Source organism: Myroides marinus (genome assembly GCF_900109075.1).
Classification (GTDB): Bacteria; Bacteroidota; Bacteroidia; order Flavobacteriales; family Flavobacteriaceae; genus Flavobacterium; species Flavobacterium marinum_A.
The window spans coordinates 270,921-295,000 of sequence record NZ_FNYS01000002.1; the positions used below are offsets into that span (position 1 = coordinate 270,921).

The 24,080-nt window shown below is 34.6% G+C and carries 19 protein-coding genes; 2 read left to right on the top strand and 17 right to left on the bottom strand.

Going from position 1 to position 24,080, the window contains the following annotated elements:
* Positions 1–13: 13 nt before the first annotated feature.
* The 3 genes from BMX53_RS03560 to ricT are packed head-to-tail and all read right to left on the bottom strand — an operon-like array spanning position 14 to position 4,433.
* The gene (locus BMX53_RS03560; protein WP_074744711.1) at positions 14–2,332 is read right to left on the bottom strand and encodes a penicillin-binding protein 1A; all 2,319 of its coding nucleotides are present in this window, start codon (positions 2,330–2,332) and stop codon (positions 14–16) included.
* Positions 2,333–2,365: 33 nt separating this feature from the next.
* Positions 2,366–2,860 carry a gliding motility lipoprotein GldH gene (locus BMX53_RS03565; RefSeq protein WP_063175351.1) on the bottom strand — a complete coding sequence of 165 codons (495 nt, stop codon included), beginning with the start codon at positions 2,858–2,860 and terminating at the stop codon, positions 2,366–2,368.
* A complete protein-coding gene (ricT, locus tag BMX53_RS03570; RefSeq protein WP_074744713.1) occupies positions 2,847–4,433 on the bottom strand; it encodes a PSP1 domain-containing protein in 1,587 nt (528 codons plus the stop codon). The genes BMX53_RS03565 and ricT overlap by 14 nt, the downstream gene beginning before the upstream one ends.
* 577 nt (positions 4,434–5,010) lie before the next feature.
* Between ricT and BMX53_RS03575 the strand changes: the two genes are divergently transcribed.
* Entirely contained in the window at positions 5,011–5,769 is a 759-nt protein-coding gene (locus tag BMX53_RS03575; protein ID WP_074744715.1) for a 5'-methylthioadenosine/adenosylhomocysteine nucleosidase, read from the top strand.
* Positions 5,770–5,863: 94 nt separating this feature from the next.
* Here BMX53_RS03575 and BMX53_RS03580 read toward each other — a convergent pair whose 3' ends face one another.
* Together BMX53_RS03580 and BMX53_RS03585 are read right to left on the bottom strand one after the other, a co-directional pair.
* Positions 5,864–7,897 carry a DUF5689 domain-containing protein gene (locus BMX53_RS03580; RefSeq protein WP_063175369.1) on the bottom strand — a complete coding sequence of 678 codons (2,034 nt, stop codon included), beginning with the start codon at positions 7,895–7,897 and terminating at the stop codon, positions 5,864–5,866.
* 13 nt (positions 7,898–7,910) lie between these two features.
* Entirely contained in the window at positions 7,911–10,745 is a 2,835-nt protein-coding gene (locus BMX53_RS03585) for a TonB-dependent receptor (protein WP_074744717.1), read from the bottom strand.
* Between the two features lie 135 nt (positions 10,746–10,880).
* Between BMX53_RS03585 and BMX53_RS03590 the strand changes: the two genes are divergently transcribed.
* Positions 10,881–11,945, top strand: a complete 1,065-nt coding sequence (locus tag BMX53_RS03590; RefSeq protein ID WP_063175348.1) for an endonuclease/exonuclease/phosphatase family protein — start codon at positions 10,881–10,883, stop codon at positions 11,943–11,945.
* Positions 11,946–12,331: 386 nt separating this feature from the next.
* Here BMX53_RS03590 and atpG read toward each other — a convergent pair whose 3' ends face one another.
* The 12 genes from atpG to BMX53_RS03650 form a co-directional block, all read right to left on the bottom strand.
* Complete coding sequence (atpG, locus tag BMX53_RS03595; protein ID WP_038985234.1) at positions 12,332–13,192, bottom strand: ATP synthase F1 subunit gamma; 861 nt, start codon at positions 13,190–13,192, stop codon at positions 12,332–12,334.
* A 64-nt stretch (positions 13,193–13,256) separates the two neighbouring features.
* Entirely contained in the window at positions 13,257–14,831 is a 1,575-nt protein-coding gene (gene atpA / locus BMX53_RS03600; protein ID WP_038985232.1) for a F0F1 ATP synthase subunit alpha, read from the bottom strand.
* A 42-nt stretch (positions 14,832–14,873) separates the two neighbouring features.
* A complete protein-coding gene (gene atpH / locus BMX53_RS03605; protein ID WP_074744719.1) occupies positions 14,874–15,410 on the bottom strand; it encodes an ATP synthase F1 subunit delta in 537 nt (178 codons plus the stop codon).
* Between the two features lie 13 nt (positions 15,411–15,423).
* A complete protein-coding gene (locus BMX53_RS03610; RefSeq protein ID WP_038985228.1) occupies positions 15,424–15,924 on the bottom strand; it encodes a F0F1 ATP synthase subunit B in 501 nt (166 codons plus the stop codon).
* A gap of 94 nt (positions 15,925–16,018) precedes the next feature.
* Complete coding sequence (gene atpE, locus BMX53_RS03615; protein WP_006257837.1) at positions 16,019–16,213, bottom strand: ATP synthase F0 subunit C; 195 nt, start codon at positions 16,211–16,213, stop codon at positions 16,019–16,021.
* Between the two features lie 54 nt (positions 16,214–16,267).
* Positions 16,268–17,470, bottom strand: coding sequence for a F0F1 ATP synthase subunit A (gene atpB / locus BMX53_RS03620; protein ID WP_038985227.1), 1,203 nt, complete (start codon positions 17,468–17,470; stop codon positions 16,268–16,270).
* 105 nt (positions 17,471–17,575) lie between these two features.
* The gene (locus BMX53_RS03625; protein ID WP_074744721.1) at positions 17,576–17,974 is read right to left on the bottom strand and encodes a hypothetical protein; all 399 of its coding nucleotides are present in this window, start codon (positions 17,972–17,974) and stop codon (positions 17,576–17,578) included.
* Positions 17,974–18,189, bottom strand: coding sequence for an AtpZ/AtpI family protein (locus tag BMX53_RS03630; protein WP_038985224.1), 216 nt, complete (start codon positions 18,187–18,189; stop codon positions 17,974–17,976). The genes BMX53_RS03625 and BMX53_RS03630 overlap by 1 nt, the downstream gene beginning before the upstream one ends.
* A 2-nt stretch (positions 18,190–18,191) precedes the next feature.
* Positions 18,192–18,578 carry a bactofilin family protein gene (locus tag BMX53_RS03635; RefSeq protein ID WP_063175344.1) on the bottom strand — a complete coding sequence of 129 codons (387 nt, stop codon included), beginning with the start codon at positions 18,576–18,578 and terminating at the stop codon, positions 18,192–18,194.
* A 28-nt stretch (positions 18,579–18,606) separates the two neighbouring features.
* Positions 18,607–21,267, bottom strand: coding sequence for a type IX secretion system periplasmic lipoprotein PorW/SprE (porW, locus tag BMX53_RS03640; RefSeq protein ID WP_074744723.1), 2,661 nt, complete (start codon positions 21,265–21,267; stop codon positions 18,607–18,609).
* A 394-nt stretch (positions 21,268–21,661) separates the two neighbouring features.
* On the bottom strand, positions 21,662–22,357 hold the full coding sequence (locus BMX53_RS03645) for an ABC transporter ATP-binding protein (protein ID WP_074744802.1): 696 nt from the start codon (positions 22,355–22,357) through the stop codon (positions 21,662–21,664).
* Between the two features lies 1 nt (position 22,358).
* Positions 22,359–23,834, bottom strand: coding sequence for a DUF5687 family protein (locus BMX53_RS03650; RefSeq protein WP_074744725.1), 1,476 nt, complete (start codon positions 23,832–23,834; stop codon positions 22,359–22,361).
* Positions 23,835–24,080 lie beyond the last annotated feature (246 nt).

Consider the following 24,080-nt stretch of genomic DNA (forward strand, 5'->3'; position numbering starts at 1 on the left):
GCGTTTAGTATTATTAAAAATCAAATTCTTCTGTGTCTAATGCTCCCTCAGATACATCATCTGTTTCTGGTTGAACTATTCTAGTACAATCTACTCTAATAGACAAGTTCTCCGGCACTGGGAATCCAGCTTTAGATATATTTAATCCTTTATCTGCATAACATTTATTCATAAATATACCCCATATCGGAAGTGCTAATGTAGCCCCTTGACCATAAGTCATTGTTCTAAAGTGAGCTGCTCTATCATCATTACCTACCCAAATACCAGTAGCTAAGTTAGGTACCATACCGATAAACCATCCATCACTATTATTCTGACTCGTTCCTGTCTTACCAGCGATAGGGTTAGTGAACTTATAAGGGTGACCTGTCACACGCTTATATCCAGCACCTTGCCAAGTAGTACGTAACCTAACACCTGATCCAGACTCGGTAACCCCTTCTAACAACTTGATAATAGCATAGGCCACATCTTTACTTACTACATCTTTAGTCTCTGGAACTGCATTAAACAATGCTACTCCATTCTTATCCTCAATACGAGTAATAAAGATTGGTTTCACATAAATACCTTGGTTAGCGAATGTACTATATGCTGCTACCATATCACTTACAGTAAGGTCTACTGCTCCTAATGCGATAGCTGGACTCTGAGGTATATCTCCAGAGATACCTAAATCTCTACACATATCTACTACTGCCTTAGGTCCTACTTTATCCATAAGCTTAGCTGTAACTGTATTTACAGATCCTGCTAAAGCCTGTTTTAATGTCATAATACCTCTATAAGAACGGTTAGAGTTCTGAGGTGTCCAATCCTTAGAAATACCATATCTACCTCTAGGCATAGTGAATGGTGAATCTATAATAGAATCACATGGCGAATAGTGCAATTGCTCAATAGCAGTAGCATAAACAAATGGTTTAAATGTAGAACCAACTTGTCTAGCTCCTTGCCCTACGTGGTCATATTGGAAGTGCTTATAATTAATACCTCCTACCCAAGCCTTAATATGCCCTGTCTGAGGCTCCATAGCCATCATACCAGCTTGTAAGAAATGTTTGTAGTAACGTATCGAATCTTTAGGAGTCATAATCGTATCTCTATCTCCCTTCCAAGTAAAGATTCTCATCTCTGTTTTTACATCAAATGACTTGATGATATCACTCTCAGACTTACCTTGCTCACTCATCTGTCTCCATCTCTCTGAAGTCTTCATAGCGCGCATCATGATATTATCTACCTCACCTTGGTTAATCTTATAGAATGGAGCCATTTTATTGTTCTTTTGATCAATAAAGAACTCCTCTTGTAAATTAGCAATATGTGCCTCTACAGCTTCCTCACCATACTTCTGCATACGTGAATCTATAGATACATATATCTTCAATCCATCTCTATAAATATCATAAGTAGATCCGTCCTTCTTAGGGTTCTCCTTAACCCAACGACGCATATAATCACGTAGATACTCACGGAAATATGTAGCAATACCCTCTCTATGACTCTCAGGTGTGAAGTGAAGAGCTAAAGGTTTCTTCTGTAATCTCTCGCTCTCTTCTTGAGTAATGTACCCATTACGAGCCATCTGGTGTAATACTACATTACGTCTCTTCTCTACTAACTCTGGACGACGCACAGGGTTAAAGTATGCAGGGTTCTGTAACATTCCCACGAACATCGCTGCCTCATCTATAGTAAGATCCTTAGGTTCTTTACCCATATAAATACGAGTTGCCGAACGAATACCTACTGCATTATTAACGAAGTCAGCTTTATTTAAATACATCGTCAGAATCTCTTCTTTTGTATATTGTCTTTCTAATTTAACAGCGATAACCCATTCTTTTGCCTTTTGTGTAATACGTTTAGGCAAACTTCTAGATCCTTCACCGTGAAACAACAGTTTAGCTAACTGCTGTGTGATAGTACTCGCTCCACCACTACTTCCTACTGAAGTAATAGCACGTAATGTACCACGAGCATCAATACCTGAGTGCTCTTTAAATCGCTCATCCTCCGTAGATATTAAAGCGTTGACTAAATAATCTGGAAGATCTTCATACTTAATAGGAACACGGTTCTCTAAGTAAAACTTACCAATAGTTTTCCCGTCTGACGAAATAATCTCTGTAGCTACATTACTAGCAGGATTCTCTAATTCATCAAAGGTCGGCATCTGCCCAAAAACTCCCCAAGAAGCACATAAGAAAAAGAATATAACAGCTGCTACAAAACCTAAAAAGCCTAACCAAAACATCTTTAGATAGTTTTTAGGTCCCTTTGGCTGTTGTTTCTTTGTTCCTTTTTTGTTGTTATCTGAACTCATAAAGCGTATAATACTTCTAAATCTATTATTCTATTATTGTTTTTCTATTCGGAATCCTACTTCAGAAACTCCATTTAATGAACTAACTCCCTCTACTTCTCCTAACTCACGAACTACCTGCTCTACACTGAACTTATAGCTACCTGCCTTCGGAAATACGTAACCTTCTTTTAGTTCTAATCTACTCTCTTTCACATCAGAAAAACCATTACCTAGTAGTGTACCATCAGGTTTAGCCATCTGAAACTGTAATGTATCTACTAGTATATCTGAATCTGGCTGGTGTATCTTAAATATAACAAATAAGTTACTGTAAGGATAACTCTTATTTACCCTCAAATTCATAAATAGATTATGGCGTTGTACTGTGTCTTGTACATCATATACAAATGTCTTCACATCTGTCTTATCCCATGTACCTGAGGTCTCTTGATACTGATCAAATAGCATATTCTCATCTTGTTTACAAGATGTCATTGATAATATCACAGCACTTAGTACAAGCAAATAACTACTAATTCTCTGCATTGGAGTTGTCACTATTATTACTGTTATCTTTTTTAAACTTCTTATTTCTATTTGGGCGATTACCTTTATGGTGCTTAGCCTTAGGTGTGTCCTCTCCCTCTTTTGCCCCTTCTACAGGTTTATTATTTTCTTTTTGAGGTCCTTTTGGTTCTCTAGGGCCTCTATTATCTGCTTTAGGCTCTCTAGGTCCACGTTGTTCTCTAGGACCGTTCTTTTCCTTGCGAACATTCTTAGGCTCTCCATTAGTTTGTTTAACTACTTTTTCACCTTCGTTTTCCTTAGTTCCTTCAGCTCTATTCTTATTTCTATTGCGTACCTGTTGCTTATTATTAGGTTCTCTATCACCTTGTTGTTTAGCCTGTTTAGGTCTAGCATCATTGTTATTAGAACGCTCTTTCTTAGCTACAGGAGCATTCCCCTCTTGTCCTTCTTTAGCAGGAGTTTCCTTCTTCTTATTTTTAGAAGGTTTCTTCTTGCGCTTAGGTTGGTCAAAACGAGTAACGCTATCTTGCTCAGTAACATGTTTAAAGTCTGCCTCGTCACACTCTACCTCTAACATATAACTCTCTAACTCTTGACCTTTTTGGTCTTTCTTATTTAGAGCTACTATCTCTTTAACCATCTCAGTAGATAATACATACCAATTCGCAGAATTATTGATATAAGCAAACCACATCTGTCCTTTAAATATATCTATCTTCTGACATACAGCTAACCCTTTTACAGTCATTAACTTCGTATCAGAATCTGGCATATCTTTTAAAGCTTCTAAGTATGTATCTAACTCAAAGTTAAGACAACACTTAAGTTTACCACATTGACCTGCAAGTTTTTGTGGGTTAAGTGATAACTGCTGGTAACGTGCTGCAGAAGTATTCACACTTCTAAAGTCTGTCAACCATGTAGAACAACATAACTCGCGTCCACATGATCCGATACCACCTAATCTAGCAGCCTCCTGACGGAAACCTACTTGCTTCATCTCTATACGAATACTGAACTCGCGTGCAAAGTCTTTAATTAATTGTCTAAAGTCTACACGCTCACTTGCTGTATAATAAAAAGTTGCCTTAGATGCATCTCCTTGAAACTCTACATCCGAAATCTTCATTTCCAGCTTCAAAGCAATAGCCATCTCACGAGCTCTAACTTTTACAGTTTCTTCTCTGTTACGAGCTTCTTGCCATATATCGATATCCTTTTGCGTCGCCTTGCGGTATATCTTTAAAACTTCTCCATTAGGGTCAGCTTTTTTCTTTTTCATCTGCACTTTCACTAACTCACCTACTAATGACACAATACCAATATCGTGTCCTGGAGAAGACTCTGTAGCTACTATATCACCCATAGAGATACTTATCTCTTTAGGGTAGCGATAAAAATCTTTTCTACCGTTTTTAAAACGAACTTCTACTATATCATATACTTCGGTGCCAGTAGGATAAACCATATTTGACAACCAATCAAAAACTGCTAATTTATTACAGCCATCTGTACCGCACGTTCCTTTATTCTGGCATCCCTTCGGGAGCCCGTTACTATCTTTATCTGTTGAACAATTTGTACAAGCCATCTAATAATATTTATATATTGAATCCCTTTCGGGAATTATTGCATTTAATTTACTCGCTGTAAAGATACTATTTTTACTACTCTCTTAAATATTTTTTTATAACACACGGTTTTCACCACCTCTATTACCTAAAGTTCTTATTTAAAATACAGTACAGAGGGTAACAGTCTTCTATGTGTATCTGTATTTTCATCTTTTTATTAGGTATAATCTAGAGTCATTTTAAATGTGATCCATCTGCGTATAAAAAGAAAAACTAACGCCTAAATATTTAATCGAATCAACAATATCCCAGATTTATATCAACTAAACTACTAAACCTAAAATGAAGATAACCAAATATAGTTTTCTTATCATTTCCATTGCTCTTCTAGATGATATGTAAGTATACTTAGTACATAATCCTAGTATAGTTTTAGTACCATTTTACGGTGTTTTGGTACTTGCACTATACTTGCATTGTACTAGCACTATACTTACATAACGTAAAAAACACTATAAGATTATAAACAAAAATAGAGGGAAAGGCATTGGTCTAAAATTTTGTAATTTTGACTAATCAATTATTAATGAGAACATGCAAGCAGATAAAATAATAGGAATATTAGGAGCAATCCCTCAAGAGGTAAATGGGATTATCACGCAACTAAAGAATAGATCTGAACACAAAATAGGTAACCGCACTTACTATCAAGGATACATAAATGACCAAAAAGTAGTAGTGGTATACTCACGTATCGGTAAGGTAGCTGCAGCAGCTACAGTAGCAACATTATTGCTAGAATTCAAGGTTGACAGTATTGCCTTTATAGGTGTGGCTGGAGGAATACATGCTGATGTCAAAGTTGGCGATGTGGTAGTTGCTAAGAATTTAGTACAATACGATATGGATGCTTCACCTCTTAGACCTAAATTTGAGATTCCATTATTAGGCAAGACTTACTTTGACACTGATGAGTCATGGTCTAAAGAAACATGTGATCACATCGAAGAAATGTTTGGATTAGAGAACTTGTATCAATTAATCACTCCTTCTGAATTAGCTAAGTTTAATATCACTACACCTAAAGTTCACTATGGTACTATAGCTAGTGGGGATCAGTTCTTCTCTACCTCTACCCAAAAAAATAACCTTAAGGCTCAACTTCCTGAAGTTTTATGTGTAGAAATGGAAGGTGCTGCAGTAGCACAGGTGTGCTATGAATTCGGTGTTCCATTTATCGTTATCCGAACTATCTCTGATAACGCAAACGAAGAAGCTAGCTTCAGCTTCCAATCTTTCGTAGAGGAAGTATCTCTAGTCTATGGACAAGAGATCATCAATAAGATGTTTTAAATAGGTTTAGTGATCTATTCACTTTAAGCATAACACTTAACTTAACTGCATAAAAAAAGCTCGGCATAGCCGAGCTTTTTAGTTTATTTATTTCTTACTTAATGAACTTAACATCATCAATATTAATTCTAAGTCTATTCTTAGTACTTCTTGTAAAAGAAGCATTTTGAATTTTCACAATAACTTTATCAGTTGATTTAGACGCAATATCAAAAGTTGCACTAGTTAAAGCTTCTTTAACTCCAACTTTTTTCCCTGCAGATTTCCATGTTTTACCATTATCTACAGAGTAGAATACTTCAACAGCAAACTCTTTATCTGCATCAGTAGCTTCACTAAATTTAGTACCACCAAACTGTAATTCTACTTTTTTCAAACCTGTAACAAAGAACTTAGTTTGTATAAATCCTTCTGCTTTATCATTTCCTCTAAGTCTCACAGATTGTTTACCAGAAGCTTTTAAATCATTAGCTTCTCCATAAACTCCTCCATCAGAAAAAGACCATATACCAATAGGGAACTCTAAATCTTTAACATCATAACTAGAGGCTCTATCATCTTTCGTAAATTCTTTTTCGAAATCCTCATTCAAACCTTTTGCTTCTGATAAGTCTCCTTCTGGAACTTCTGGTCCTGTACCATCTCCTGGTGTACCATCTTCAAACTTAATCTCATCAATAATTAGATCATAAGCTATTTCTTTTTTAACTTTTATAGCAAAGAAATTACCTGCACCTGATGTATTATATCCAGCACCTTCTGGAGCGGAAGTTAAATCTAATACAACTTTTACCCATTCACCTTTTGTATCAATTGTACCATCATACACAGGTGTTGTATTGTTTCCTAAAGCTTTAGTATTTGCTTTTACTACTTTATGAACAGTTAGGTTCTTAACATTGTATGCTACATAATCTTTTCCATTAGCTTTATATACTAAAGGAACTAACGAACCACCAGTTGCTTTTCCTTTAACTAAGAAAGATATCTTAGTTGCTCCTGTAGGTACATTTTTCACTTTTTCAATAGTAAATAAGAAATCATTACCAGTAGGAGTAGCTTTAAGGCTCATTCCATTTGTACCATTCCAGCCTTGTTTTTCGGCTAAAGCAACATGTTTCAACCCATAGCTATTTACTACAGATGTAAAATCTTCCCATTTTTCAAAATTAGATCCTGGAAATGCTAAATACTTACCTGGCTCTAATTTCATATTTGGGTCATCATAACTTCCATCCTCATCTACTGCTCCATTTCCTTCATCGAATGGTGCTTGGTCTAACTTCATATCTTCCATAGTTCTAGGATAGAACTGAAGTGTTCCTTGGAAGTCGCTTACAATACCTGTAATACTTCCACTCTCTTTTACTATGATTTGATCCTTAATACCATTAGAGTATTGACCTGTTCTAACAACTAATGAGTTTCCTTTTTTGTCAACAATTTTTCTTAGTGTTTGACCTTGTGCATCATTACTTGCTTTATCATCTTTATCATAATAAGTTTTACCAACTACAGCTCTTTCAAACTGAACTTCATTAACACGTATTAACTTACCTAATAAAGTTTTATCAGCTTTAAGTTGTTCTAAAGTAACTACGTTGATGTATTTATTAAACTCATCTCCTGTTTTTATCTTACAAGATCTGTATAAAGTATTTCTTAATTTAGACCCTGTAATAACATCTGCATATTTATTTCCAGATGTTGAAGTATAAATACCCCCTCCAACTGTGATCATACCAAAACTATGGTGAATATAAGTATCTTTAAGTTTAACAAAAACTTTAGATCCTACTGGATAAAGTGCAAAACCTCCTTTAATATCAACTTTTAAAGTTACAGGAGTTTGTGTGTTCTCATCAACAATATAAAGTTGTTGGTGGAAGTTACCAGCTTGATCACTAGAAACAACAATACCAGAAATAACCTCGTCGTTAGTATATTTAGCTACAACTTTACTATCTTCTTTAATAGTAGAGTATAACCCATCTATAGTTTGGTTAGCAGCAATATTAGGTTCTTCACAATTAATTGGTGGAACCGAGAAGTCATCATTCTTCGCACATCCTGTAAGGATAAGCCCTGCGAATGAAAAATATAATAATGATTTAAAAATTGTCTTCATCTTGAAAAGTGTTTTAGAAGTTGTAATAAACATTTACAAAGAAATTACGTCCGTAAGCATACCAGTACTTATTAGAGAAAGTATTAGTACCACTTTGAGTGTTTAACATCTCACGCTCGTAGTTAGCATTTCTTGCTTGTTCGAATCCTCCTGTTTTATATTGTTTATTAAACAAGTTATTTACGCTAGCGAAGAAACCGATAATATTTCTATTAGGCAGTCTCCATGATTTTCCTCCTGTAATATTTACAACAGTAAAGTCCGCTAATTGCTCTTGTTTTAAAACAGATCTTAGTTTATCTTCAGTTAAGTTGCTAAAAGGTTGTCCTGTAGCAGGGTCTTTCACGAAGTTTTCAGTTCTTCTAAGTCCAGAGATATTAGTATAAGCGTGATCCATATAGTTGATGTTCGCTCCTACCCACCAGTAAGCTGGGTCTCTGTATTCTAATCCTAAAGATAAAGCTGTTTGAGGTCCGTTACCTGTTCTATAATCTTTCATATACGCTGTACCATAGTCAAACGTTTTAGCAACGTTATCTGAGTTAAGGCGTAAGTTAGGATTGTTAGTATAAATAGACTGTCCTATAGTAGCTGCTGCAGTAGCTTTTAATGTTTGTGTTAATTGGTACTCAGCACCTATTTCTACACCGATATTACGTTTGTTCACACCAGTTAAGATTTCAGATACGAATGCACCTCCTGTAGTTGATAAGAAATCACCATTATCATCTACGATACCAACACCATCAGCATAGTAAAAGTTAATCTGAGTACTATTCTTGATTTCTGATAAATATCCAGAAACTCTTGCTTTTAATTTTGGTGTTCTAACGATATAACTACCATCGATACTGAATACGTCTTCGTTAGTTAAATCTTTAGTTACTAAATTATTTAATCTAGAGTTAGCAAAAGTATTTCTGATTGTTGGAGCTTGATTATAGTAAGCTGCATTTACACTGAACGCGTGACGTCCAGTCAAGTGATATACAACTCCTCCTTTAAATCCGTAGTTGTTGAAATCAACTAAACCACTTTTACCATAAGAATTGTTAGCATAAACAGCATTTCTATATTTACCATCTCTCTCATAAGATGTATAACCAATTTTTTGAGCTACATAGAAGTCAAACTTGTCATAGTCAAAGTTAAATTGTGTAAACACATCTACTATGTTAGAGTCAATACTATAGTTATAACCAAACTTATCTCCTACACCGATAGCACGGTTTGGATTATTCATATCACTATCTTGCTTACCAGCATCTTGATAAGTATCAAGGTCCATGTAGTATTCACCTCCTAAAAGATCAACAGCTTTCTTGTAATAGTTTGAGTGAACTCTTCTATAGTTGAAACCTGCATCTAATGTTACGTGGTCAGATAATATAGTTTTGAAGTTCGTGTTAAACGAGAATGTTTTATCATCTTGTCTATCTTCGTACTGCATTATTTTACTTGCCCCACCATTAGCTTGGTTAATAGTATAGATATCATCCCAATTGATTTGTCCAAAATTTTGGAATTCATCTTTAACATATTGAGCTTGATCTAGTAACGAATTTGTATAGCTTTTAAATTCACTATCAGGTAAACTTTCAAATTCTTCTTTAGTCATAGACCAATATTTAGGTTCTATTTTATTCAAGAAGTAACTTGGTAATTTTTTGTAATAAGTAGGATCTGGGTTAATACCATCAATATATCCTAAACGGCTATTAGCAATATGTCCAAACTGATAAGATGCAGTTGTAGTCAAATTACTAACTTCGTCAATTTTCCAGTAGTGTGTCAATTGGAAGATAGGTTCAGAAACATCTTTGTAACGAGAGTTTCTTTTATCTCCATTTTGCCATCCCCAGTAAGAGTTGTATTTAAAATCTTTTAACTCAGCTTGCTCATCAGTAATAGGAGAGTTTTTTCCTCTCTTATTTTGAGCGTAGATTGCTGTAAAGTTTAAGCTGTGGTTATCATTGAATTTCTTCTCAACTGCAGCGAATAAAGATAATGCATCGTAATTAGTACCATCGAAGTAACCTTCTTTAGCTCCTCTATAAGACGCTGATAACGCGAATGCCCATCCTTTCTTGTTTAAACCAGAAGAATAGATTGCATAAGGTCTCCAAGTATAATTTGTATTAGAAGCAGAGAAACCTGCTTTAGCACCCTTTCTGATTTGAGATGCTCTTGTAGAAATGTTTTGGGTACCTAAGATACCTCCGAAGTTGAAATCAGATGGTGTAGAACCTGCTGAGAAAACCTGGTTACGAGTAGCGTCATTCAGACCTCCCCAGTTCCCCCATTGTGGGCGGCCATCTTGTGCTTTGTTCATTACAACACCATTGATCATGGTTTTACCATATTCGTTGTCAAGCCCTCTGATTCTAAAGAATGCAGATCCCCAGTTATAAGCAGCTGCTTGTTGGAATGGATCTTTAGTAGCTTGTAACAAACCTGATGAAGTGTCGTTACTAGAATTATCATCACTAAGGTCATTCTCCGTAAGTGAAATAATTCCCAATTGCTCAATAGAAGCGAAATCCTCATCTATAGAAATTGTTCCAAGATCAATGACTTTATCACCAACCTCTACTGGTAATCTCTTAGTGATATATCCAACATAAGATATAACAACATCCTGGTTACCAGCTTTAACATTTTCTAAAGTGAAGTTCCCTTCATTGTTTGTTAAAGAGGAATTCGTTGAAGCTTGTATTCGAACAGATACCGAACTAATTGGCATCTGCGTCTTCGCATCAACTACCTTCCCTTTAATTTCCTGAACTCCTTGTGCATAAGATATAACTACCTGTAACACAAAGAACAAACTAAATAAAAGTTTCTTCATAAATTAAAAATGATTAAAGTGCTATGTTAAAAAAAACCGTAAGGTTATTTCTAATACAAAGGTATGTTATTATAATAATATTAGCTATTTTTGTAAAAGAAATAAGACAATTCTTTACTTAAAATTAACCTAGTTATGCACATCAAACTTCAACAACTAGTTTTGTTCTTTGTTCTCCTTGGTTTTGGGGCTCAAGCACAAGATAAAAAGTATGAAATTCAAACAATTGCATTTTACAACTGTGAAAACTTGTTTGATACAATAAGAGATCCTAAAATCTACGATGAAGAGTGGACACCAAACGGAGCTCAAGCATGGACTTCTAAGAAGTACCAAAAGAAAGTGAACAACTTAGCAAAAGTTATGTCACAAATAGGCACAGATGAAAACACAAAAATGCCTGCTATCATCGGTGTTGCAGAAGTAGAAAACAGAGGTGTACTTGAAGACCTTGTTAAAAACCCACAATTAGCGCCTGGTGATTACGGAATAGCGCATTTTGATTCTCCAGATAAACGTGGTATTGACGTAGGACTTTTATACCAGAAGAAACACTTCACTGTTACTAATGCTACTCCTCACCCACTTTATATCTACGACATGAACAAAGTAGATAAACACACTGGTGAAAAAGGAACACGTATCTATACTCGTGATCAATTATTAGTTAGTGGTAAATTAGATGGAGAAGAAGTTCACTTCATCGTTAATCACTGGCCATCTAGAGTTGGTGGTGAAAAGAAAAGTAGCCCATTACGTGAGGCTGCTGCTGCTCTTAACAAAAAGATCATTGATTCACTATATGCTATTAACCCAGATGCAAAGGTTATAACTATGGGAGATATGAATGATGGTCCATACAACAACAGTATGAAAAAAGTACTTAAGACTGCTGGTAAAAAAGAAGACTTAAAAGCTCAAGGACTTTTCAATCCAATGGAAAAAATGTCAAAAGATGGTTTAGGTACATTAGCTTACCGCGATGCTTGGGACGTATTTGACCAAATGATTGTTAGCGAACCATACATGAGAGGTGATTTCTCAGGTTGGGGATACTGGAAAGCTAGAATATACAAGAAACCTTTTATGGTTCAACCTACTGGACAGTATAAAGGTTACCCGTTAAGAAATACAAATGGAGAACCAGGATTTAGTGATCACTTCCCTGTCTACATCTATTTAATCAGAGAAATGAAATAATAATCTCTATCCTAAAAAAGGCCGTTTAAACAATGTTTAAACGGCCTTTTTTAATTTTATATCCAAGTACTTACCTTGTTGAACGATCTAGGTATAGATACTATTTACATCTAATCACTGTATTATTAAAATCCTAACTCCTACCTATCACCATACACCTTTCACAAAACAATTTAGTAAACTAGCTAAAAAAGCCTTTAAAACGCAGAAATGAATTCCATCATATAAGATTACACACCTTTTATAAAATAATCTCTTAAAAGGGTTTAAAACATCTTAAAACCTATTTGTCAAACAAAGAAAACTAACCCCAAAACAGAGCACATTTAAAAACAGAAAAGGCTATCCTTTGGGATAGCCTTTTCTAAAAGTATAATATTGTTAGATTAGTTGTTTAATGCCTCAGCACCTCCAACAATCTCTAAAATTTCATTTGTAATTGCAGCTTGACGAGCTTTATTATAGCTTAATGTCAAATCATCTCTAAGCTCTTTAGCATTATCAGTAGCTTTATGCATAGCAGTCATACGAGCACCATGTTCTGAAGCAACTGAATCAGCAACAGCTTTTAATAATTGAGTTTTTAAAGAAAGAGGAATCAAAGTATTGATAATCTCTTCTTTAGAAGGCTCATATATATAGTCAGAACTTGTATTTTCACTAGTTTCAACTGGTAACAATGGTAAGAACTGTTCAGTTACTACATCTTGAGTAGCAGCATTCTTAAATTGATTGTAAACAATTTGAATAGAATCATACTTTTCTTCAACGAAAGCATTCATCATCTGCTCAGCGATAACCTCACAATTTGCAAAATCTACATGATCAAACAAATCACTTTTATTCTCAATTACAGTAAAAGATTTACGTAATATATCGTGACCTTTTTTACCAATTGTCAATAAATCAACATTAACGTCTTTGTATTGAGTAGCTTTAAGTACATTTATTTGCTTAATAATATTTGCATTAAAACCACCACACAAACCTCTGTTTGAAGTAATAACTACAAGAAGTACATTTTTGATCTCTCTTTCTTGAGAGTATACCCCAGAATTATCACCTTCTAAAGTTGCGCTAACATTTTGAATCAATTCAGTCAACTTTTCTGAATATGGACGCATTGCCATAATAGTATCAGTAGCCTTTTTTAGTTTAGCTGCAGACACCATCTTCATAGCAGAAGTAATCTGCATAGTCGATCCGATTGATGAAATCCTATTACGTATTTCCTTAAGGTTTGCCATTGTAATTTGTATATAAATCTATCCACAAATAGTCAAATGACTACTTGTGGATAAACATTATTTCTTAATATTTTGAAGAGATCTCTTTAGCTACTTTCTCTAATACAGCAGTAATTTCGTCAGTGAATTTACCAGCTTTTAATTGGTTTAAAGTATCTCTATGACGAGAATTTAAAGCATCAAGATAATCTTTCTCAAATTCTTTAACTTTAGAAACAGGAACGTTTCTTAATAAGTTTTTAGAACCAGCGTAGATAATAGCTACTTGATCTTCTACAGTATAAGGATCGTTAACTGCTTGTTTCAAGATTTCAACGTTACGTTGTCCTTTTGAAATTACATTCATTGTAGCAGCATCTAAATCAGAACCAAACTTAGCGAAAGCTTCTAACTCACGGTATTGAGCTTGGTCAAGTTTTAATGTACCAGCTACTTTCTTCATTGACTTAATCTGAGCAGAACCTCCAACACGAGATACAGAGATACCTACGTTGATCGCTGGACGTACACCAGAGTTAAATAAATCAGATTCTAAGAATATCTGTCCATCAGTAATCGAAATTACGTTTGTTGGGATATAAGCAGAAACGTCACCAGCTTGAGTTTCGATAATTGGAAGAGCAGTTAATGAACCACCACCTTTAACGAATGGTCTGATAGATTCTGGTAAATCATTCATGTTTTTAGCGATTTCATCATCACCGATTACACGAGCAGCACGCTCTAATAATCTTGAGTGAAGATAGAAAACGTCTCCAGGGTAAGCTTCACGTCCTGGTGGGCGACGTAAGATTAATGACATCTCACGGTAAGCTACCGCTTGTTTTGATAAATCATCATAGATAATTAATGCAGGACGTCCTGTATCACGGAAATACTCTCCGATAGCAGCACCAGCCATAGCAGAGTAAACTTGCATTGGAGCAGGGTCAGAAGCATTAGCAGCAACAATGATAGTATAGTCCATTGCACCTTTATCTTCTAAAGTTTTAGCAATACCTGCTACAGTAGAAGCTTTTTGTCCAATAGCTACATATATACAATAAACTGGCTGTCCAGCATCGTAAAATTCTTTTTGATTTAAGATAGTATCGATACAAACAGTAGTTTTACCTGTTTGACGGTCACCAATTACTAACTCACGTTGTCCACGTCCGATAGGAATCATGGCATCAACAGATTTAATACCTGTTTGTAACGGTTCAGTTACTGGTTGACGGTAGATAACTCCAGGAGCTTTACGCTCTAATGGCATCTCATATAAATCACCTTCAATAGCACCTTTTCCATCGATTGGAAGACCTAATGTATTAACAACACGTCCTACCATCTTCTCACCTACTTTAAGTGATGCGATACGACCTGTTCTTTTTACTACAGAACCTTCACTAACACCAACAGGAGCACCTAACAATACAATACCTACATTGTCTTGCTCAAGGTTTTGTACCATTGCTTCAAGTCCATTCTCAAATACAACTAGCTCTCCGTACTCAGCATTTGTTAACCCGTAAACACGAGCAACACCATCTCCTACTTCTAGTACTGTTCCTACTTCTTCTAAAGAAGCCTCTGAGCTAAATCCAGATAATTGTTTCTTTAAAATCGCTGATATCTCAGCTGGTTTAATTTCCGCCATTTTTATCTATGTTTATACACGAACATTCGTGCGGTGATTTTTTTAATTAGTTAATTCTCTTTTTAATACTTGTAATTGATTCGCTATCGAAGCATTGTATTGTTTATCTCCCATTTTTAAGATAAATCCTCCTAAGATAGTAGTATCTACTACGTTAGAAATGATGATCTGTTTTCCAGGAGCTAAACTTTGAACTTTAGATAAAACTTTGCTCTCTAAAGCCGCATCCATTGGAATAGCAGTTGTTACAACTACCTTCTCAATACCTTTCAAAGCTTCGTATTGTTTTTGAAACTCTAAAGCAATAGATCCAAGAATTTCGAATCTTTTGTTTGCTTTAAGAACTTTAAACAACTCTTTAGTGCTTTGATCAACATTAGTGAATACTTCTAACAAAGCATTTAATTTAATCTCATCACTGATGATTGGATTAACTAAAAACACTTTTAAGTCCTCACTTTGAGATACTGATTCAGAGATCAAGATCATATCACTATTAATAGCTTCAGCGTTTCCTTTTTGACCAGAAACTTCTAGCATTGCTTTTGCATATCTTGCAGCTGCTCTAGTGCTTACCATAATGATCCTTTTATTAGTTTAGTTTAACGTCATCTAACATCTTCTCAACCAATTTAGCTTGAGCTTCAGTGTTAGCTAGTTCTTCTTTCAATAATTTTTCAGCGATTTCAATAGAAATTGAAGAAACTTGAGTTTTTAACTCAACGATAGCAGCAGCTTTTTCGCTTTCGATAGTAGCTTTAGCTTGAGAGATCATTTTCTCTCCTACAGCTTCACCTTCAGCTTTAGCATCAGCTAACATTTTTTCTTTAATTTCACGAGCTTCCTTAATTAATGCATCACGCTCAGCACGAGCTTCAGCTAGTAATTTCTCGTTATCAGCTTTTAAATTAGCCATTTCTCTTTTAGCATTTTCAGCAGCTGCTAATGCATCAGCGATACCCTCTTCACGAGCCTCTAAAGCATTTACAATTGGTTTCCATGCAAATTTTCCTAGGATGAATACGATCACCAATAGAATGATGAACTGCCAGAAAAATAATCCAAAACCGAAATCGTTAATTAATTTATCCATTATCTAAAATTATACTTTTTAATACCTATGTTGTTTAATTAAGAAGTTTACCTGCAACCAACCGTTGCAGATAAACTCTTTTTCTTGTCTTGGATTATTTACCTAAGATTAAAGCACCGAATGCTAAACCTTCCAATAAAGCTCCAATAATGATCATTGCAGTTTGGATTTTTCCAGCAGCTTCTGGTTGACGAGCGATAGCGTCCATTGCAGAAGATCCAATTTTTCCTAAACCGTAACCAGCTCCGATTACGATTAAACCTGCACCAATAATGTTTGGTAATGTCATAGTGATTGATTTATATTAATTAAACAAATTTTATTTTTATTCTATTTTAATCTACTAGTGGTGTGCTTCATCATGTTCGTGCTCTGCAACTGCCATTCCAATAAATAAAGAAGACAACATTGTAAAGATGAACGCTTGTAAGAAAGCAACTAATATTTCCAAAATAACTAAGAACGTAGATAAGAAGAATCCTATTCCCACAGCTCCTGCAGTACCTAAAGCTTCCTTCATAACGAAGATAATAGCGATAAGACCAAATACTACTGAGTGACCTGCTGTAATGTTAGCGAATAAACGAACCATTAACGAGAAAGGCTTAATTAAAGCTCCTAAAATCTCGATAGGTGCTAACATAATTTTCATTGGAACTGGTACACCTGGCATCCAGAACATGTGTTTCCAATAATCCTTATTTGCAGAGAACTGAGTAATTATGAATGTAAAGATTGCCAAACACGCAGTTACTGAAATACTTCCTGTAACGTTAAATCCTAGTGGAGTCAATCCTAATAAGTTCAATAAGAAAATTAAGAAAAATACAGATAATAAGTATGGCATAAACTTCTTGTATTTATCTTTTCCAATATTTGGAACTGCCATCTCATCACGAACATAAAGTACCATTGGCTCTAGTGCTCTAGCAAATCCTTTAGGTAAATTGTTCGGTCCTTTTTTATATGTCTTAGCTAAGCTTAAGAACATAAGGAAAATTAAAACTGTAGTGAATAATAACGATGCAACGTTTTTAGTAATAGAGAAATCTAATGGTTTCTCATTTGTAGGGTGGTGTGCCTCATCATAAGAGATAGTCCCCTCTGCATCAGTTTTGTATATCTTACCGTGATATAACTTGTAGTGTTGTCCATCTTTCTCAACTACTTTGTTTCCGTAGTCAAATTCAGAAGACATAAATACTTTAAGACCATTGTCTATTAAAATAACTGGTAAAGAAAAACCGTAATGTTTTCCAGTCTCTTCATCAGAGAAGAAAATGAATGAATAATCATCTGCTAAGTGGTGCGTGATGTGATCTTGCACTTTTTCAGCTTGTGATTTTTCACCTGCTACGTGTTCTGCTTCAGCTTCATGCTCATGATCAGCTACTTCAGCAGCATTAATTGTTTCTCCCAATGACTGCTCTGTTTCTTGGACAGATTCACCAAGGGTTTGAGCATTAGATTGTGCGTACGAAAATACCGACGATGCTGTAAAAATAACAGCTGCTAATAAATTCAGTGATTTCTTCAGAGTCACCATACCTTAACTTCTTGAATATTTATGGTTCTTAAAATTTTGTGCAAAAGTACAATAAATCTTAGATAATCATACTTTCTAATGAAACTTTTTTTTATTATCTTTCTTCTAACTAACCTTCTTATTTAAAATATGATATGCTACAAACGCATCTCCTCCTAAATAAATCAAGACTACTATCAGAAAATTATATTTAAAAAGTTCGTCAACATTCTCGCTATCTAAGCCCTCACGAACAAAAAGATAACTTGCCAATAAACGAACTGTAATAAATCCTAAAAAAACATAACCTAAACTATTCGGCATACTTGTTTTTATCCCTACCATAGCTAATAAAATACCTATAGAAAACAAAAACTCAAAACCATAAAATCCAACTAACGAATAACCTAAATCTACAAATGACTGACCAAAATCAGTAAATGTAAATGCAACAAAATGCAATGCAAATATAACTACTAAAGCTCCTAAAAGCTTTAATCCTAAACCTATCGTTTCTTTATCCATTAATCTTTATTTAATTGATTTACTTGTTTTATAACTTGGTACAAAGCTAATCCTACTCCGAGTAACGTACAAATTTTATTTGCTAATCCGTCAACTAAATTATACTTATTGTCTAACCAAGTACCTAACAAGTGAAACAAATAAATAGTTACACCCATCTGTATAGGTATATTTATCAAGCTTAACCAACGATTAGGTTTAGAGTTTTTACTCACTACTATTTACTGCTTTTATTATTGCTATCACCAGTGATAGTCATATCACATTTCACCTGAATTTTAGCACCAGGTACTACAGAAAGTCTTCCTACAAGTAAATCACCCTTTACATCAGCCGTTTCTTTGATATGTAGTAAATCTTTAACCTTCAATACACCTTCCACTATACCTTCAATATCTGCATTTTCACAATCAACATTACCAATAATCTTAGCCTTAGGTCCTACGACCACTCTACCTGCTACTTTTAGATTACCGTGTAACTCTCCATCTAAACGCAAATCTGTTACTGCCTCTATATCCCCTTTAATTATTGTAGCCTCAATAATTCTGTTTGTTTTACCTAACTGGTCTATAGGCCCGCCTTCTTTACTCTTTTGAAACATAATATTTATTTTTTTTCAACCTTATTCTCTAACCTTCTTTGGGAGTGAGATACTCTTCCCAATTCTTCTTAATCTGAACTATAATATAGTTCTCAGCACTAATCACTACAGCATTATTATTCATACTATGTGCTGCCTTCTCTGCCTCCTCTTTTGTCTTAAATCCGTGTAATACTAAGAATTCCTTGCTATCTAAATACATATCCTCAGAATACTTAATACCTCTACTGCTATTATTTGTCGAAAACTGTATAAAACTACGACTTAACATTTGACTATCAGAAGATTGTTTATCATTCACGAAGATAACAACTTTCCAGTTTTTAGAATCCCCATTTGTAAAGTTTCTACTTTCTAAAGACGGAATAGTTGTTTTCAACAAGTTCTCAGCCTCTTTTCCTTCTTTAGATGAACTATAAGTTAAAGCTACAAAGTTCAGTGCTTCTTTATAAGCTGTAATACCCTTTAATTTACCGATTACATGAGCTTTAAGCAATTCTAACTTACTCACATAACCATCATCATCAAAACGCTCTAATGCGCTGTCTATAGCTCTAAGAGCATTATTATAATCTCCTCCTTGCGCATACACTTTATAAGCTTGTGCATAAATCTGTTCTGGAGATAAATCATCTATCTTATCCACAGACATATTCTGTAGTAATTTAGCATATCTCGAATTAGGATATTGGCTAATTATACGATCTTTCATTGCTACAGCCTTAGCCATATCTATCTCTAGATAAATCTTATACAACTTATACATACTTGGCAAGACCAGACGTTCAGTTGGATCAAAAGTCAATAGAGCTTCTAAACGGCTACTAGCCAAATCATACTTTTTAAAACGATCAGCATACATAGACCCCAATTGGAAATAGGCGAAATCCCTATCTTTCTTCAGAGAAGCTATCTCCATTTCATCCGTAGGAATCTTAGCTATATACGCATTGATATCATATCTAGCATCGTTAAATTGTTCTGTTGTACCACTATTTGTATTGCTATTCGCACTTGTAGTTGCCTCTTGATTTGACGCATTACTTTGCGCATCTTGTATATCACTTGCCCATCTCCAGTTATCTACTAGTGGTCTATTCCCCCATCTTCTTCTAAAGTCCATCTTACCATTAGACGTAGCTTGTGCTGAGTAGAAATAGAATGTTCTATTCCCTTGCCCTGTAGGAGCATTCACATCAAATGCAGATGCAATAGCATCACCAAAATTAGCCATGTTAAAGTAATTTTGATTACCTGCTTTCTTACCTTTCAGATTAGCCTGAAGCTTTCTAAAATCCTCTTTTCTAAGATCATCTACATATTTTTGGAAATAACTTATTCTCTGATCGTCACTCATTGCTACTAATCGAAGAATACTATCATTCACATGAGCCACTTTTTCGAATGCCACAACATCTCTTAATGCATCACGTCTCTTAGTAATTCTAAATCTTTCTTTCGCTTTTGGAGGCATAATAGCTAATACACTATCATAATACTGCCCTGCTAATGCATACCCAGCCTCATTAAAGTAAATCTCAGCTATACTCAAATAATTCTGAGCCTTCAGCTGCTTATCTCCTTTACTAAGTTTTACCGCTTTCTTAAGAGAATTAAGAGCTTCTTTTGTATTTCCATTATGCTCATAGAACAATCCTACCTGTCTGTGTAACACATCTAAGTATGCCCTATTCTCACGGTCTTTAATAAGTTTTTTATATTTTTTTAAGAAAGCCACAGAGTCTTTGATAGACTCAAAGTTTAGCCCATACTGTTGAGCGTGTGACTGTATCACATAAGAGCGAGGACTCTTTCTGTTCATTTCGATAACTGTAGTAAATGCAGTAGCAGCTTCTCCTTTTCTACCCAGTTTACCATAGAGCTGTCCCAATATAAATGTATACCTAGCTCTTTCTTCCTTATCTTTTGTATTCTCTATAGCAATTTTTAGTGGTGCTATAGCCTGTTGATATTCTTCTATATTGATATATGCTTGTGTTAGCGTAGCATTAGCATCCGCCATCTGCTGTTTACTCAGCTCTTTCTTTTTATCCCTAAGTAATAGATTTAAATTCTTTATAGCAATATCGTCATAAGTAAGACGTACATTAGTCTTTTCACGCCAGATACTAGCTTCATTAGCTAAGCTACCATCAGGATATTTATATAAGATATAATTAAACGCTTCCAACGCAGGTACAAATCTACCATCGTAATATCTAGCCTGTCCGAGCATCAAATAAGCATCATCTATCTGAAAGTTTCTCTCACGTCCTTTGATATACATTGAGTGCTTCTGTATCGCTTTAGCTGCTTTATCTTCAGCACGTCTAAATCCCTGCTCACCTTGTTCTTGCGCTCCTCCTAATTGATCACCATCCACTTGTATATTCTCGAGAATAGAACCTTTTTTAGATTCCAGAGATCTACCTCTATCAAACTCTCTAGTTGAGTCTATTTTAATATCAATACGTTCCACCGGAAGTATCTCCCAGAAGTCGTCAAAATAATCTTTCTTTAAGGAAATCAATGCATCATCATAAGCCAATTCACCATTATACAATATGTTATATCTCGTAGTCATAGCGTGATATCCTCGATTAAGAAGTCTATCCTGTTTCACAGAACAAGCGGCTCCTAGAAGAAGTACAGCCAAAAAGATTACATATTTTATACGATTTTTCAACACAATGAGCTTTACTTAAAAACTACTATTTCTTTAATTTAGTATATAACAAAACGTAAAAATACACTACTTTTAGAAATACTAAGGCAGTATTTCAAAAGTTTTTGAACTTCTCTCACAAGTCAACAGATAAAAGAGATTCTAATTAAATATCTCGACACTACCATCTAATAAATTAGACTATACATAAAATATTCATCAGTAATAACACATTATCTACAGCAACTTATTCCTAAAGATTACAATATTTCTACTTCTATTACATCCCTACTAATCTAAAAATAAAACCCTAGAAAGAACAAGTCTAACTAGGGTTCCGCTAACTAATCAATGTAAACACTATTCGACTATAGCCTATTATGGAAAACTATAGCGGCGAACATTATTGTTTAAATTTTTATATCTGAAAGAATGCTTCTAAAGCCTCGAACGTAATATCCGTAGTCATCACATCCTTCTGTACCTCACCTTTATCCAATGCTATGATACGATCAGACACTTCATAAGTATGTTGTAAATCGTGACTAGAGATAATAATTGTCGTCTCTCTACTCTGCATCTTCTGTTTTACTAACTCCTTTAATCTCAATTGGGTCGTAGGATCTAGATTAGCGAAGGGCTCATCCAGTACTACCAACTCAGGGTTCCCCATAAAAGCAGCTATAATCCCCACCTTCTTCTGATTTCCTTTTGAGAAGTCGCGTAAATACTTACGTTGCTTTAACACCTCTCCGTTAAAGAAGTTTCCATATTCATTTAGATAAGACTCTATATCTGCTCTATTCATCCCTCTAAGTTCTCCAACGAAATAGAAATATTCCTCAGGAGTCAAGTATCCTATTAAAAACGAATCGTCAAAGAACGATCCAGTATACTTCTTCCATTCCTCAGTTTCATTTACCACATTGCCCTTAGAGCTGATATTCCCTTGAGAAGGTTGTATCAAATCAAGTAATAAGCTAAAAAAAGTAGTTTTTCCAGCACCATTATTACCTACTAGTCCTACACTTTGTCCTTTTGTGATCTCTAAAGATGGAATATTCAATACAGTCTGTTGACCGTAAGATTTCACTAAATTATTTACTACTATCATATTACTTAGATTTAAAAGCATCTAATGTGCTGTACTTTTCTTTTTTATAAATTTTCTCAATGAATTTAAACACTGGAGCCTGAAAGAACATACCAATAATACCAACTATTGCTAATGTCACAACACCGCCCCAGAATCCACATATTGCAGCTCCTATATAATAAAATATCACAGGCAAGAATAACTTAGGCAATGAGATTAACATTACCCTAAGATTAAAAGCATTCTTATCGCCGAACACATTCTTATTAGCAGTTAAATCCACAGGGCTTTTTAGATATGCACCACCCCATAACACGATATACCCATTAACACCAATGTTAAACATTCCCATAGCCAAAATTAGATATACTAACTCCATACTCTTGTTTATATACAGGACAGCTCCTAACATAGATATAGCAGTACCTAGAGCAATGATAAGCCACTTAGACTTCAAGTAATTTTTATAAGTAATATTCTGCGTCATCATTAGTGGATAATACGAAGAGTCCCAACTAGGAACATACTGACCGAACATCATCAAAAAACCTCCAGATACAAAGAATGCTACGAAAATCATCATAAACATAGGATACTCACCATTATGACCTGGCGTAAGTACTAAAAATCCATAAAACATAAATAAAATACTCATCAACACAGTAGTACGTGCACGCTTATTACGCATAATCAGTCTCAAATCATTCTTTAAGAACGAAGCATAAGTACCGAACCCATCTAGCCACTTCATCTCTTGAGTTGTACCTACTTCTACCTTAGTCTTTAGTAAGTCATCCATATACATATTAGTCACATAATAGCGAATAGTCAGCCAGATAGAAGCGGCTAATATTAATGCATACGCTAATACTAATACAGGATACTCATATACACTATACAGTAAGTACTGAGTATATTCTGTGCTGTCAAATAAATTAAAATATTGTATCGCAGCTAAAGAACCGAATACTACTATTACAGCTATAAATACAGATTTATAAGATTCAATTAAGATATTGACGAAGTGCATTGTACACACGCATAAGTATACAGCTACCACCCATGCTAACACACCTATTATAGAATATCCTTTACTCAGACAGACAATAGTAAAAGGGATAATAAACAGTAGTTGTACAAAGTTAAATGCACTAACAAAAGAACTACTGACATAGAACTTAACTATCTTAAGTTTCGGAATTGGTAATACGAGTAAAGGTTTTATACTAGCAGTAGGCAATTTTTGCAACATAAATCTCATCATCATCTCAGCCACCATATAATACATCCAAAATCGGCTAATAACTTGTATAGGAGATCCCATACCTAGACCCGCCTTCTCGATGCTAAAGTAGCCACCAATACCTAAAAGCAAAAACATTAAACCAAAGTAAACAATAGCCAACCACTTAAACACTGTTAATACAGTATTCATGTCTTGGTTCTTGTTTCTCAATAGTCTTTTCTTTTCAAGAAAAACAAATAATTTATTCATAGTTCAAAATGTAATAGTGATATATTAGTATCATTTATTACATTTTGTTACAACTTAATTACAATTATTTTTAATTTTCTTCATTATTATAAAAAGTACAAATAAGCAAAACTCTAATTTTCAATATTCTCTAACATTTGAGAAATTCTTAAGTAAAGGGAAGTAATAAAAAAAGAAGCTATTCTTCAATAAACAAGAACAGCTTCTTTAAACCTAAAAACTAAAAAACTATAAAATTAACCTTCA